7 protein-coding genes are annotated in these 15962 nt (G+C 38.9%); 3 read left to right on the forward strand and 4 right to left on the reverse strand.

The window, feature by feature from the left end:
- The first annotated feature begins 71 nt into the window (after positions 1-71).
- A complete protein-coding gene (locus C7S20_RS10155; RefSeq protein ID WP_107012375.1) occupies positions 72-3476 on the forward strand; it encodes a VCBS repeat-containing protein in 3405 nt (1134 codons plus the stop codon).
- A 266-nt stretch (positions 3477-3742) separates the two neighbouring features.
- Positions 3743-4909, forward strand: coding sequence for a DUF4998 domain-containing protein (locus C7S20_RS10160; RefSeq protein WP_107012376.1), 1167 nt, complete (start codon positions 3743-3745; stop codon positions 4907-4909).
- 506 nt (positions 4910-5415) lie between these two features.
- On the opposite strand, the gene C7S20_RS10165 is transcribed toward C7S20_RS10160, so the two are convergent.
- The 4 genes from C7S20_RS10165 to C7S20_RS10180 are packed head-to-tail and all read right to left on the reverse strand — an operon-like array spanning position 5416 to position 12364.
- Complete coding sequence (locus C7S20_RS10165; protein WP_107012377.1) at positions 5416-7230, reverse strand: prolyl oligopeptidase family serine peptidase; 1815 nt, start codon at positions 7228-7230, stop codon at positions 5416-5418.
- 38 nt (positions 7231-7268) lie between these two features.
- A complete protein-coding gene (locus tag C7S20_RS10170) occupies positions 7269-8405 on the reverse strand; it encodes a glycoside hydrolase family 88/105 protein (RefSeq protein ID WP_107012378.1) in 1137 nt (378 codons plus the stop codon).
- A 5-nt stretch (positions 8406-8410) separates the two neighbouring features.
- Complete coding sequence (locus C7S20_RS10175) at positions 8411-11167, reverse strand: glycosyl hydrolase (RefSeq protein ID WP_107012379.1); 2757 nt, start codon at positions 11165-11167, stop codon at positions 8411-8413.
- 9 nt (positions 11168-11176) lie between these two features.
- Positions 11177-12364 carry an oligogalacturonate lyase family protein gene (locus C7S20_RS10180; protein WP_107012380.1) on the reverse strand — a complete coding sequence of 396 codons (1188 nt, stop codon included), beginning with the start codon at positions 12362-12364 and terminating at the stop codon, positions 11177-11179.
- Between the two features lie 482 nt (positions 12365-12846).
- Between C7S20_RS10180 and C7S20_RS10185 the strand changes: the two genes are divergently transcribed.
- Positions 12847-15960: a SusC/RagA family TonB-linked outer membrane protein gene (locus tag C7S20_RS10185; RefSeq protein ID WP_227008984.1), complete on the forward strand. Its 3114-nt coding sequence runs from the start codon at positions 12847-12849 to the stop codon at positions 15958-15960.
- Positions 15961-15962: the final 2 nt, after the last annotated feature.

Consider the following 15962-nt stretch of genomic DNA (forward strand, 5'->3'; position numbering starts at 1 on the left):
TACCAAAAATATAGTAGCTACTATTTATTTGATCTCCAGAACCTCAATTATGTTTGCAAATAAAAATTAGTATGATTTCCTTTAATAGCAATTTTAGATTTTTATTTATTTGTATTAGTTTATTTCTTATTGGATGCAATAAGGAAAGAGACGGTTCTACCATGTTTGATTCCCTTGATCCGGCCAAGACAAAAGTTGCTTTTACCAACGAAGTTATCGAAACTAAAGAGCTAAATGTTATGCAATATGAGTATATGTATAATGGTGCTGGTGTTGCAATTGGGGATCTAAATGGAGATAACCTGCCAGATCTGTACCTGACGGGTAATATTGTAGAAAACAAATTATATCTAAATAAAGGAAATTTTGAGTTTGAAGATGTAACCCAGCAATCTGGAGTTAAAGGAAAAGAGAATTGGAGTACTGGAACTAGTATGGCGGATGTCAATAGTGATGGATTGCTCGATATTTATGTGTGCTACTCTGGATTGGGAACTAAAGAAGACCGCTCGAACCAATTATTTATCAACCAGGGACCTGATAAAAACGGCGTGCCAAAATTTATTGATAAAGCAAAAGATTTTGGTTTAGACGCAGTTGGAAGCAATAGTACCCAGGCAGCATTTTTAGACTATGATTTAGATGGAGACCTTGATGTGTTTCTTCTAAATCATTCAAAAGAGTACTATTCTCCATTTTACAATAGTACAAAGCTAAGAAATACAAGACATCCATATTATGGAAATATTTTGTATAGAAATGATAATGGCAGTTTTGTTAATGTTAGTGAAGAAGCTGGTATTCACGGTAGCGGATTAAATTTTGGTTTGGGAGTTTCCATTAGTGATGTAAATGACGATAATTGGCCGGATATCTACGTGTCTAATGATTATGTGGAGCAGGACTTTTTGTATTTAAATAACGGAGATGGGACTTTTACGGAAACTTCTAAAAAATCGTTTGGTCACATTTCTAAATTTTCAATGGGCAATGATGCCACCGATATAAATAATGATGGCCAAATTGATCTGGTTACATTGGATATGATTCCTGAGGATAATTATCGTCAAAAAATATTAAAAGGTCCAGATCAATATGATTTATACCATTTAGCTATTGATAGTGGTTATCATAAACAGCAAATGAGAAACATGTTTCAACTCAATCAAGGTATAGATAAAGAAAAAGTGCCTCGTTTTAGTGAGATTGGTCAACTCACCGGAATATCCAATACCGACTGGAGCTGGGCGCCTTTAGTTGCCGATTTTGATAGCGACGGATTAAAAGATTTATATATTACTAATGGATATTTAAAAGACTTCACCAATAAAGATTTTATGAAGTTCGAAGTTGATCAGGCGGTGGCTAAAGTGAGAAGGAAAGGTGGTGAATTATTTGGGAAAAAAGGAAAAAAACAATATTCCGATGTTATTTATGAATTGGTAAAAAAGATGTCTTCGACCAAAATTCCAAATTACATGTTTAAAAACACCAATGGTTTAAACTTTAAAGACGTAACTCAAGAATGGGGTTTGTCTGCTCCCACAGTTTCAACGGGAGCTGCGTATGGCGATTTGGATAATGATGGGGATCTTGATTTAGTTGTGTCTAATACTAATCAGCCAGTAAGTATTTATCGGAATAACGCAGATAAACTAAAAAATAATTACCTGGAAATTGATTTGAAGGGTGAAGGAAAGAATACACTGGCACTTGGGTCTAAAATCTGGGTATCTACTGATTCTTCAAATCAATTCATAGAGCACTACAATGTTAGAGGTTATCAGTCTTCAGTAGACCCAAAGATGTTTTTTGGCCTTGGGAAATCCCACAAGGTCAATGTTAAAATTCAGTGGCCTGACGGGCGTTTGACAATCCGGAATAATGTTAAGTCGAACCAGGTTTTACAATTGGATCAAGCCGACGCCAAAATTTCTCAAAAGGGGGCTGATTCATTACCGAATAAGAAATTTTTTGAACAGGTTAATAATTCAGGTATTGTTTATGAGCACAAAGAGAATAAATACATTGATTTTAAAGTAAACCGTCTCGCGCTTAAACAAAGTTCCATGTCTGGGCCAAAAATGGCCGTAGCCGATGTGAATGGTGATAACTTGGATGATTTATTTATTGGAGGAGCTTTGGGGCAACCAGACGCTTTGTTTATTTCTGATCCCAAAGGAAAGTTTAAAAAGGTTGATGTAAATTTTTGGTCAAAAACCGAAGCCTTTGAATCTACAGGGTCAACTTTTTTTGATGCAGACGGTGATGGAGATATGGATCTGTATGTTGTTGATGGAGGAAGCCAAAAATATAGTGATCCCAAGGTATTGATGGACAGACTTTATATTAACCAAGGTAATGGAAAATTTGAAAAAGCAAAAGAGGGTGTTCTACCGATTGCTTATTCGAACGGAAGCATTGTTGTTGCAGGTGATTATGATAATGATGGAGATCAGGATCTTTTTATTGGCGGAGGAAGTGAACCTGGTGATTATCCCAACTCTTCCTTAGGAGGTATTCTTAGAAATGATAGTAACCTCTCCAAGGGAGAAATTAAATTTACTATTGCTACAAGGGAAATTAATGAAAAACTAAGGCAGCCAGGAATTGTTACTGATGCTATTTGGACCGATTTGAATGATGATGATTGGTTAGACCTTGTTCTAGTAGGAGAATGGATGCCTATCAAAGTTTATATTAATAATAATGGAAAACTTATAGAAAAGACTAATGAATACGGTTTAGGAAAAAGCAATGGTTTGTGGCAAAGTATTGAAAATTCTGATATAGACGGGGATGGAGATATGGATCTTATTGTTGGAAATATGAGTCCCAATTTGCCATTTAAAGTTTCTGAATCAGAACCTTTAGAAGCTTATATTGGTGATTTTAGAGGAGATGGTGTAATGAGTCCTGTAATTAGCAGCTATATACTTGGAGAAAGATATCCAATTGCTTCATTGGATGAATTACAAGATGCTTTCCCTATGATCAAAAAGAGATATTTAAAGTATGAACAATATGCTAATGCTAATTTAAGGGAGGTGTTTGGCCCTGAACAGCTTGAAAAAGCTAAGCATTTGGAAGTATATGAACTTAAAAGTATTTATCTTGAAAACAAAGGGAATCATTTTGAAAAACATGAACTTCCTATGAAGGCCCAGTTTTCGGCTATTGAAGGCATAAATATATTTGATTTTAATAACGACAACATTCAAGACATTCTGTTAACCGGAAATTATTATCCATTCAAAGTAGAATATGGTCCTGTAGATGCTAGCAAAGGTCTGTTGTTATTAGGTAAAGGTAATGGAGAATTTGATTGTGTACCCGAAAATAAATTAGGTGTCTGGATTGAAGGAGATGTGCGAGACGCAGAATTTTTATCTAATAATAAGGGAATTTATATAATTGTTTCGAAGAATAGCGACAGCATACAAGTTTTGAAACTTAATAAACTGGTTAAGCGTTAATAAAAGCGTGGAATAAACTAAAAACTAACATGCTAAAATATAAATCCCAGACCTCTCGGCTTATTTACGTGTGTATTTCTATAAATTGAAAGAAATAATTCATAATCATTTTCATAATATATCGATTAAGATATATACATCGCAGTAAAATTCAGGATACTACAGGATGCTATTATATATATTAGAAGCTATTTTTATACAAATAATGAGTTTAGCATTTTTTTACCATTGAAGCTAATCTTATTAATTCTTTAAAATCATAAGAAATGAAACATCTATCCGGATATCTTCTAATTTTGCTGACCCTAATTTTGACCCTCGGAATTTTTTCCTGCGAAAAAGACGATTATGATTCATTGCTAAATAACAATGCTTCTAAAGTGGGAAAAGTCCAATCCCTGATAATTATGTCTGGCCAAAATAGGGTATTGGTTGAGGGAATAATAGAAGACCCCAATGTTTCCCAGGTAAGTATTTCTTGGGATAATACAGATTCTATAATGCTTCCTGTAAATGCTCAGGATACTATTAGGAAAGAGATTGGGAATCTTGAAGAAGGCCTGCATGTTTTTAATGTTAAAACAATTGATGCGAACGGAAATAGCTCCGAAGTAGTTTCAGCTGGGGCAGAAGTATTTGGATCAAATTACATTAATAGCCTGGTGAATCGACCCTTAGAATCTAGTATGTTAATTGATAGTACTTTGGAGGTTAGTTTTGGTATGATTGATAAAACTACCGGGGTGATTGGAACAGAATTTATATATGAAGATACTTCAGGGGAAACAGAAAAATTGTTTCTGGATGTGAATAGGAATAATTTGAATGTTACTGATTTTAATAGTGGTTCAACTTACAAATACCGAACAGCGTTTATTCCCTCGACTTTAGCTTTAGATACTATATATACCGATTATGCCAGTGTTACCCCATTCCAGTTCCCGGTCTTAAAGAACGCAAGCTCTTTTGAAGCCTCAGAAGTTAATGGAAGATGGGGGATACTTGCAGATTGGATTACTAATGATGCTATAAAAAACCACGATGGTTACGGCGGATGGGATTCCAGAAATGGTTTTAATGTGGAATCTGGATGGGGAGCTCCTTCGATTGTTAATGGAAAAATATATCAAACTGTGACAGCAGGACCGACGGACTATACACTGGAAGTGGTGTTCAATGCAAATAATTATTCAGAATCTGATGAAGGTGGCTATTACATAGTAGTGGCAAAAGTGGAAGGCCTTCCAGATGTTGAAGATATTCCCACTGCTCCCGAAGTTCTTGGTTACGAGCGTGTCACCAGTTCAAATATGACTTACGATATTGATTTTACAGTTGATGAAACTACATTAATTTCGATCGGCATTGTGACCACACAGGATGATTCTGGACGTTATGGACCTATTAAGTCCTTCGAAATTCTACCAAATTAATTTTTTTAAATAAAGTTAAAGTGTCTTTTTCTTTCATTACTGTATAAAATTTATAATGAGTCAAAAAATAACTGGGGTTCTGGCCCCAATTATTTTTATTTTAAACAGTTTTAATAATAAAGAAGCACAGCTTTTTTTGGCCCAATTTCATAAACTCACCAATAATAATTTTTGAAAAATCCCAGGGCAATCAATATATTGTCTTAATAGTAGAGTTTATTTTTAAAATCTGTATAAACCTCTAAAATTCATAAAGGATCATCATTTAGAGGGAAAAATATTTGTGGGGAAATTATTAAATCCGACTTTTGGTTCCAGATAATTCCTAATATTTATTACGGTAACGGCCTTGTATTATGTTTACCCGTTATAAAAGCAAAATACCTGCTTATAGTTATCTTTTTGAAATAAATGAACAGAGGTCTGAAGGGTGTAGTGATCATCTGTTTGTAACTCCTACCTTTTTGGATGGGAACAAGAAGTTAAAATTACCAAACTGTTATTTTTTAAAATTGACCGTTAGCAATATTACGTAACTTCTCAAATTCAACTTTTGAAACTTTAAAAACAGTTCCGTGTCGGGCGCCATTTGGAAATGAAACGAGCCCGGTGACATCTTCCCAATCTTTGAGGTTTTTAGATCTTATGGCCCCATATTTTTTTTCAATGTATTTATCGAAATAAACATACCAGTAATCTCCAATTTTTATGACAGTTGGTCCTTCTGCCCAGTATTTTCCTGTTATAGGCTCTGATATGTTGGTATATGGACCGGTAATATTTTTAGAAGTAGCTATTTTAATATTTTTTTTAGGAGGATTTCTGGTTTCATCTTTTAAAAACATATAAAAAGTGTTTCCGGATTCTTTGATCGTGGCATCAATAATGTTAAATCCGGGATCGAATAAAAGTTTGGCAGGAGTAAATTCTTGAAAATCTTTAGTGGCGGTGTAATACATCCTGTGATTGTAACCATTGTCAGTGCTGTTTTGTGTTTCCGGAAATTTACCGTCGATAGTGGTAGCCCAATAGATGATATACCTGTCATTTTTGGCATCATAGTTTATTTCAGGAGCCCAACAATTTCTGGCATTTTTCTCTTTTTCCATGACCGGAATAAACTTTTGTTCACTCCAGTGAATCAAGTCCTTGGAAGTAGCATAACCTATACCTTTTGCGGTCCAACCAACCGTCCACACCATATGGTAATTTCCATCTTTTCCTCGAATTATGCATGGGTCGCGCATTAATCTTTCCTTACCCAATTCCGGTTTCAGATACGATCGATCATTGTTCATATGCTTCCATTCCAGTCCGTTTTTACTATAGGCTAAATGGAGGCCATCCTCGCCATTCCCTTTAAAATATGAGAATAAGCAGACGGAATCAATTTGTTTTGGAATTAATTCATTCACGCGAAGCCAATTGGCCAAAGTTTTTGGCCATTGGGTAGCGGGAAGATTTCTACCCATTCCAAATCCGTGGCCTCCTTTTTGGAAGACATGAAGTTCTCCTTTTACATTACGGTCTTTAAGTGCAAGGAAATACCTGATGCTGTTCTCAACCGGAACGGCACCGTCATCAGCAGCATGAACAAGAAAAGCCATGGGAGTATTCTCATCAACCTGCAGTTCGTTGGAATATTCGTCCTTTTTCTTCTGTGAAGCATTCTTGCCTAATAAACTTTCCTGGGATCCTTTATGGGTGATTTCATTCTGCATGGAAGCTACGGGATAAAGGAGTATGGAAAAATCTGGCCGGGCACTCACGCTGTCCTTTACCTTATAAACTTCTTGGTCGTAATGAGTGGAGAGCATGGCAGCCAGATGTCCGCCGGCTGAGAATCCCATGATCCCGATTTTGAAGGGATCAAGATTCCATTTATCAGCATTTCTTCGAACCATTCGCAGTGCCCGCTGGGCATCCTGAAGAGGACCAATGGTCTTATCTTCCATGATCTGATCACTGGGAAGGCGGTATTTCAAAACAAAGGCGGTAACTCCTAATGAATTCAGCCACTCGGCTACCTTATAACCCTCCTTGTTGATAGCCAGATGGCTATAGCCACCACCTGGACAAATGATCACCGCTGTTCCATTGGCCTTATCCTGCTGCGGAAGAAATACAGCCAAAGTGGGTGTTTTAACTTTACTGAGGCTCTTCACCTCTCCCTCTGAATCCAACTGCTGTTCTTCCGTGTATGAAGAAGCGGTTTTGGTGCCGGGGATCTTCTCCGGCCAGAGAGGAAATATTTTAGTTTGGGCATTCGTATGGTCAAGAGGTAAGATCAGGAATAAAAACAGGTAAAATAGGTTCTTCATTTATAATGTTATTATCAATTTAACTATGTGTTTTTAGATCATATTTCTAGTTTGTAAACCTCACTTCCGGCCAGTAAAAAGCACCCCAGGCCGTAGTCTTCAAAATCTGGGACTTTGTCGTATGTAAGTGGCTGCCCGTTTTTTGGCTCTTTTCCTGTAGATTGCACGTAGCCCAGAAAACCATTGTCATGCAAACTTTCCTTGGCCATTGCATTCCAGCCTTTCCTGATCACGGGAAGGTATTCCTTCCTGTCAAGAAGTCCATGGTTAACTCCGTAAGCTATCGCGTAGACAAAAAGGGCAGTGCCAGATAATTCGGGCCCGCCAAAGTGGCTTTCATCATGTAGGCTCACATTCCAAAACCCATCTTTGCGCTGCACCTTTTTAAGTGCTTTGGCCATCGTCTGCAGGTCTTCTACATATTGTTCCCGATGTGGGGCATCTTCAGGAATGATGGATAATACTTTTGCCAGAGCTCCTATCACCCAGCCGTTCCCCCGGCTCCAATAGGCATCTTCGCCATTTGGTTCTTTGTAAGGCGGTGCAAAATCGGCATCGCGCCACCAAAGGCCGTCCTCTTCATTGAACAATCCGTTCTTTCCGTGATGGTTCCGGGTAAACATATACATGTCGTACATTTTTTCAAAATACCGGGGATCATTCTCAACCACGCCCATTTTCGCAAAAACCGGCATTCCCATTTGAATTGCATCCACCCAGGACCAGTCGTCATTCTGCGGAGTATGCAGAAATTTTTCCATACAGGCTCGGGTATTCTTTAGTTTTTCAGGTTTTGGTTCCAGCTGATAAAGGTCAATATAAGTTTGTGCAGCACAATAGTCGTCGGCATTGCGGGTAATATTTCCGCTTCTGAAACCCCAGTTGTGAAAATCGGCCCAATCTTTTGCGTATTTATAATATTCTTTGCTTGGATAAATCTCATGTAAGGCCATAAGGCCTTCATAATATACCGAACGGGTCCAGATATTGCTAGGCCTTTCTTTATTGGTAATGATGGTTTTTCCTACATCGGGCCATTTTTGCATAAAGTAGTTGTTGGCCAGTTGCATCTTGTTCAAAACCTCCTGCCTGTCGATAGTGGTTTGTGCATAAACAGAAGAAACCTGAAATGAAAGAAATAGTATCAATGATCTGAGAAAAAGGTTTTTTTTCATCTTGACTAATTGTGGTTGTTTGAATTTTCGTGGTCTAATCTTAAAGGAGTCATCGAAACAGGTCCAAGCAGACCGGAAGGGGTTGGCTCCCATTTGGTAGCATCAAACTTTTTGTAATCTTTGTCTACCATGTTGATTTCATAAAAGATCTTCCATTCCTCACCTCGAAGCTCCATATCCCGAACCCTATTCGCGGGAAGATTCGTTATCTTCAGCGTTAAAGTATTTTTACCTTCTTTTAATTCACCAATATTTATTTTGAAGGGAACCGACCATGCGTCCCCTATATATTTCCCATTCAACCATACTTTGGCACTTTCCCGCACATCGCCAAGATTTAACATCCAACTATCAGCATCTGCCTCAGGTTTGTCAAATTCCAATTGGTAGGATGCGGTTCCTGAAAAAGCTTCGGCTTTTTTGCTCAATTTCGTCCAGCTTTCAAGTTGGGTAAGTATGGTATCCTCTGGTAGTTCCGGACCTCCTTTTTCAAAAGAGATATTCCAGCTACCGTCAAGGGGAAAACTGTTTCCTGCAATTTCGTAATACTTCCAGTTTTTACTTCCCTGGATTTCTCCGGTCTTCAGAAATAAAGATTTTCCGGGTTCTAGGTTTATTTTTACCAGCGTCTGGTCTGCCTGGCTTTTTGTTACGGCTTTCCCGGTTTTTCCTGTTAGAGGGTCAAAAATATTTACTTCGGAATAGTGGCCGTTAAGAGGTATAAAGTCGGCTATAGCCTCAGAAGTGTGATTGACAAGGAAATAGATTTTGTTTCCATTTTCATCCCTTCGGATGTATTTTAGTCCTTTATCGACAAGAGACTCAGGAAGTACCCCAGATTCTTTTAGAGACGCTTGAATATCTGAAGACTGCCTTATACGATCTTTATTTTCGTTAAGTGTTTTCTTAAGTTCCTGCGTTTCCTCTTTGTAATTTTTAATGCCAGGTACCGTTTCGGGAAGGCCCTGAAAAATAATATTTGCTCCCTGCTTTTTCAAAGATAGTAGTTTTTGGAGGGTTGCCAATTTCATTCTTTTAGTATCGGGAATGACAAGTGTTTTATAGCTTCCACCGGGTAATAACAGTTTACCGTCTTTCACCTTGGCTTTTGCTATATAGCTATCTGAAATAAAATCCAGCTGAAAACCTTTTTTCATCAGGTCATTAGTAAGTTTGTAAAAAGGTGTTTCGTGAAGCCATTCATCCAGGGAATGGATCTTGAATTGAAAAAAAAGCTGCCCGTCGAGATATTTCCCCCAAACATCGTAGATCGGCCAGTATAGCAAAGTCTGGTTATCGGCTTTTCCAGCCTGAAGCAGGGATTGGCAGTTGGAGATATAAGAGAAAAGGGCAGGGGCATCTTCCCAAATAGTGTTATCAGGGCTAAAGTTCACAGCGGCATAAAACTTCCAACCGGGCCACTTTGCACGCTCGGGGGAGTAGGCATTGCCATGTAGATAGATGTGGTTGATTCCGTTGAGCATTAACTCTTCTGCTTCGGGTTTGGTTTGAGACAAAGCCGTTTTGAAATGATCTCTGAGCCAGGTAAAAGTTTCCGAAGAGGTGAGCGGTTTTCCTGATATATGGGCCGCAGACGAAGAGAATTTAAGCATTACCGGGTCGGCATCTCCTTCTCTAATATTTTTCTCTAGGCGACGGAAACCAGGAATATCGAAGGGCATAGAGCCGAAGGTTTCACATTCAGGCGTATCGGCAGAGGCATAAAGGTCAATTAGATTGCCGGGAGAACCATGCGCCTGTAAACGACTTTTAAATCCTTTTGAATGCGCCCACGCTGTCCAGGGTTCATCAAAATTGTGAAGTAACAGGTCTGAAAGTGTTTCGCGGTAGTCGCTCTTGACTCTGTTAGCTTCTTCAGAATCTTCTTCCTTTAATAAAAGCGGGAGGTATGGCTTGAGATCATAGCCACGTCTCTTTTCAAATTCAACGAAAAATTTGGGAGTGAAATTAGTTCCATATACTTCATAACTGTCATTAAAGATGGAATGAATTTTTCCTTCGTAGCCCTGCAGGGCTTTGTTGAAAGGCTGCAAATATTCATGCAGTGCTTCCTCTGAATAATGATCTAAGGTAAAACCTTTTCCTCCTGGAGCTGCCCGCTTCACCATCTGTCCCGTTTTGCCCGCATAAACGGCATAGATCGTATAATCTTCCTTACGTGCTTTCCAGTTCAAAAATTTTCCCTTGAGCTCATCAGTTAAGTTTTTATAGGTGCCGTCTTCTCCGAAGGCAAGAACATATAAAAGACGGGTATAATTCTTTTCTTTTTCAGGATCAACTTCTATGTTTTTCTTTATTCTTTCCCCATTTTCAAGTTGATATTTGTTTACCACCAGTTTAGTGGCTGCATTTTCAGCACTTACTTTTGGGCCACCATAAGGCCAGCCCGTGCCCAGCACCATATCTACCCCCATATCTAGACTATCGGCTATATGAATGGTATAGCCCAGCATTTCCATCCATTTAGGGGAGAGATAGTCGATAAAATTCTCTTCCTCTCCCTTTATGCCATAAATGGGGGTGATCTCCACGCCGCCCAATCCGGCATTATGCAATACGATGAGGTTTTCTTTCAGATTTTTCTTATCTACTGCATTTCCCATCCACCACCAACGGGTCCAGGGTTTTGAGGTGCGGCTGGTCTCCGGTGGAAAAACGGAAGCAGTATCATTAGTTTGCTGACTCCATAGATTTGGAAGGCTGGCAAACAAGCTTAATATGATTAAGATTTTTTTGTTCATTATTAGATTTTAAATATTAGTTGTTTCCAGCTCTACGGCATAAACATTTGTTTTCCCCTCAAAATTGGCTCTGAAAATTATCCATTTTCCGTCAGGCGAAAAATGAACATTCGGCTCCAACTCATAATTATGATGTGCCATATTTACCAGTTTTTCCGAAGAAAGGCTGTCCCCTGCAGGAGTAAAATGGTAGATCCATTGGCCGTCTTTGGCATGAGCTACCTGGCTTTCATCTCCACCATCTCCGGCGAAAGTCTCCATATCTGGTGAAATGTTATAATGAATGGACCATTCGTTCCTTTTTAAGGCATAGCGTATTTCCTTTCCGGTTTTGATATTCTTTCCCGCAAGATAAAAAGTTTCTCCTCTTGGTATCTGAAGGTCGAACCAAATTTTCTTTCCGTCAGGGCTAAAAAATTCATGCCCAGCAATTTCCCGGTTTACCGTTCGATAATGCATCAGGTGGGGTTTCAGCTTATTAATATCTATCGTCCAGATGCGGTCTACTTTATGCCAGGGGCCTTCATGGCAGTACATAAAGAGGTCTGGATCTGTAGGGGAAAACTGTTCGTGATTCAACCAGGCATCTTCAGTGAAAAATTTCTGAAGTTTTCCGCTGGCAATATCAATGGTGACCAGGGAACGTTCCAGTTTCGCCTCATATATTTTATTGAAGTAATCACTCTTGTCTGGATTTTTATTGAAGATCTCCTGCTCTTCTTTGGTAATAATGACGCCTCCCAAAAGTTTTTCATCGGCATTCAAAGTGCTCGCCGATCCGATCAATCCCTCCGGAAATTTAAAGACAAAATGATCTTCATGAGTATCTATATCTGTAGAAAAAATGCTGTCATTGTTTTTGTAATACACTTTCCTGGTCTTTGCTCCAACGATTTCCCCCCTTTTGTTTCCCGGTTTATGTGTAATTTGTTCTAACTCTTTGGTATTTAGATTGACTGTAAATAATTGGTTCCCATCATTAGTATCTCCATAGAAAACCATTAAAGTACCTTTGCCATCTTTAGTGGGAAGAAAAGGGTTATTATGAAAATAGAAACTTCGGTTATTTCCTTTCCTGAGGATGAGCTTTATAATTTTATGATGGGTATCTTTATCAATCCATGCTTCCGGCATAGTCTTTAGGCTTCCAGTTTCAAGAATCGGAATTTCCTTCTGGTTCACCTTCTTTTCATTCATGGATAGTCTGTTTTCATTCTTACACGCAAAAAATAACGATACTACAGATAAGAGAAGTATCGATTTCGATAACTGATTTAGTGACTTCATAGGGATTATGTATGGGGAAATGTGAACCTAAATTAATGCTTTGTTCTTCCTATTGTATCCTGTGCCGTCCTGTTGATGATACATGAGGGAGCAGGATTTCAGATTATAATTTCAGTTTTAGTTATTAAACCATGAAACTTTTATTTAGAATATGATTTTATAGTAATAAAAAAGTATACTTCCCGGGAACATATTTGGGTACGCTAGAGGTTGTTTTAAAAAAGGGATCGATCCAACTTTCTAGGGAGCTAAGAAGGGAATCCATGCAACCTGAAATCGCCCTTTTTCTAATGGAATCAGTACAGTACAGGATACTACAATTGAGAATTAAAAATAAATTCGACCCACGTTTTAACCTATTATCACCACAAATTTTAAAATCATATTATTATATGAAAAAACTTACAAAACATTTTTTCCTGTTATTAGCAAGTTTATTGACAAGTGTCACTATACTAGCTCAGGAAAAAACAGTAAAAGGAACAGTTACCGATGCCGATAACATTCCTCTTCCAGGGGTGAATGTATTGGTAAAAGGAACTTCGCGAGGAACGCAGACGGATTTCGATGGAAATTTTAGCTTAATGGCTTCTCCCGAAGATGTCCTTGTTTTCTCTTTTCTTGGGATGCAATCGATTGAAAAAACAGTAGGGTCACAAGATCGTATAGCTGTGGTTATGAAGCCTAATAGTGCGGAGTTGGATGAGGTTGTATTGGTGGGATATGGAACTCAAAAGAAATCGAATATCACTACTTCTGTCGCAACAATGGATACTAAAAATTTGGAAGAAAGACCTATTAACAAAGTAGATCAGGCCATGGTTGGACAAATGGCGGGAGTTAGGGTGAAGCAGACGAGTGGATTGCCTGGGAAAGGCTTTTCGGTTCAAATAAGGGGTACGGGGTCTATTTCTGCAAATAATCAGCCTTTATATGTTGTAGATGGTTTTCCACTGGAGCCTTCTACGCAGAATGTAAATGGAGATTTTTCTTCAGGAAATCCTTTGGATAACATTAACCCCAGTGACATCGCTTCGATCCAGGTACTGAAAGATGCTGCTGCTGCCGCTATTTATGGATCCAGGGCTTCAAATGGTGTTGTTCTTATCACCACTAAATCTGGTTCTGAAGGTAAAGCACAGATTAGTTTGAATACTTCCGTGGGTATTAATAAAACTGCAAAAAAGCTTGATATTCTCAATGCAGAAGAATGGATAGAAAGAGCTACAGAAATGATCGACTACAACTGGGTACATTCTGGCGAAGGAAGAACGGCAAATCAAACAAGTGCCGAAAGGGAGGCTATTCTGGGTGGTTTCAATGCAAGTCTTATAAAAGACGATCGCTGGTTTGAACCCGGACATCCTGAACTGGATTATATAGACTGGCAGGACGAGTTGTTCAGGACAGGAATTGTGCAGAGTTATCAGCTATCAGCAAAAGGAGGGAATGAGAGCGTGCGATATTACGTATCCGGGGAACATCTTAACCAGGAAGGCGTGGCAATTGGTGTTGGCTATAAGCGATATTCGGCCAGAGCCAATATTGATATAAACTTGAATGATAAACTTAGCTTCGGAATTAATCTGGCACCATCTTATTCCTTGTTTACCGATCCAGGGGTGGAAGGAAAGGACCAGGAATTGCATCATGCCGTGTCAGCTGCTCCTATCTCTGAAGATGGGCTGGATTATAATATTGGGGACAATACTAATTATCCCTGGGGAGGAGGAAGTCCAAGTCCAATTAGGGTCGTGCAAAATACAGTTGGAGAAAACAGAATTTCCAGAACACTTTCTACATTATATGCAAACTATGAATTTTTACCAGGTTTGAATTTTAAATCGACGCTGAATTTCGATAATACGGAATCTAAGGATAAATTTTTCAGGCCTTCCTTTGTAAGTAGAAGTCGCCAGGCAGCGGGAAGCTTTAGTTCTTATCAGAAACAAAATTTTGTAACTGAACAAACTCTTAATTATAACCATACTTTCAGTGAAAACCATAATCTTTCTTTACTGGCTGGCTTTTCTTATAGTACCTTCAAATTCGATAATCAAAGGATCGTTGCGGCCGATGGTTTCGGTTCGGATTTAATCACCACTCTTAATGCTGCAAATAATATCAGTGCCAGCAGAACTTTTACATGGGAGACAAAAAAGGTTTTAGTGTCTTATTTCGGAAGGGTTCAGTATGGGTATAATGGGAAGTATTTAGCAACGGCTAGTATCCGTCGTGACGGGTCCTCCAACTTCGGTAAGGATACCAAATGGGGTGTATTTCCTTCAGCCTCTGTGGGATGGAACCTGGATAAAGAGGATTTTATGAAGGATAGTGACTTTTTTAGTGCCTTTAAGTTCAGGGCAAGTTGGGGGTTGGCAGGAAACAATGGATTCTCTGATGACTATGCCAGCATTTCCAGGATTGGCTTTTCCAATTATTCTTATGGGGGAAATCTTGCCGTGGGTCAGGTGCCTCTGAATTCCGCAAACCCCGATCTTAGCTGGGAAGAATCTGAAACTATAGATGTAGGAGCGGATATAGGAATCTTTAATGATAGGATCTTTACCTCCCTTGATTATTATGTGAAAACGAACTCTGATCTTTTACTCAATGTACCGGTTCCTACAGCATCTGGTTTTTCAAATACCGTAACCAATATCGGTAAGGTTGAGAATCGTGGATGGGAACTGGAATTAACAACAAGGAACTTTGTAGGTGACTTCAGGTGGACTTCCAACTTCAATTTGAGTCATAACTCCAATGAAGTGAAACAACTGGGTCCTGATAACTCTCCCATTCTGGGTGGTTCCTTCGATATTCAGCACAATATCCTTATGGTCGGAGAGCCATTGTACAGCCTTTATCTTGTTCATCAGGACGGAATACTTTCGCGGGAAGATATTGACAATGGTGCAGCTCTTTACGGGAATCAGACGGTCGGGGATCCTAAGTATGTCGATGCAAACGGCGATGGGGTAATAAGCCCTGCCGATCGTCAACTTTCAGGACATCCAAATCCCGATTATGTTTGGGGGGTTAGTAACAGTCTATACTATCAAGGATTTGATCTGAGTGTTCTCGTGCAGGGACAAACCGGCGGAAAGATATATTCAACTTTCGGTAGGGCGATAGACCGTACCGGAATGGGCTTTAATCAGAACGTGCTGGGAACACACCGTAACAGGTGGAGATCACCAGAAAATCCAGGAAACGGAGAAGATGGTAAGGCCAACTCTAACTTTGGAAGGATTAAGAATACAGATTGGTTATATCCTTCAGATTATTGGAGAATCAGAAATATTACCCTTGGTTATGCTTTGGGAGAGAAATTGAACTCAGATGTTTTTAAAGCTTTCAGGATTTATGTCAGCGCTGAAAATTACTTTGGAGGCGATAAATATGTTGGAGGTTTTAACCCGGAAGCGGTAAACAACAATGGTGACGATTATGGCGCATTTCCCCTGTCAAAATCAATTGTTACCGGTGTTAATATAACTTTTTAAAA

The organism is Christiangramia fulva (assembly GCF_003024155.1).
Classification (GTDB): Bacteria; Bacteroidota; Bacteroidia; order Flavobacteriales; family Flavobacteriaceae; genus Christiangramia; species Christiangramia fulva.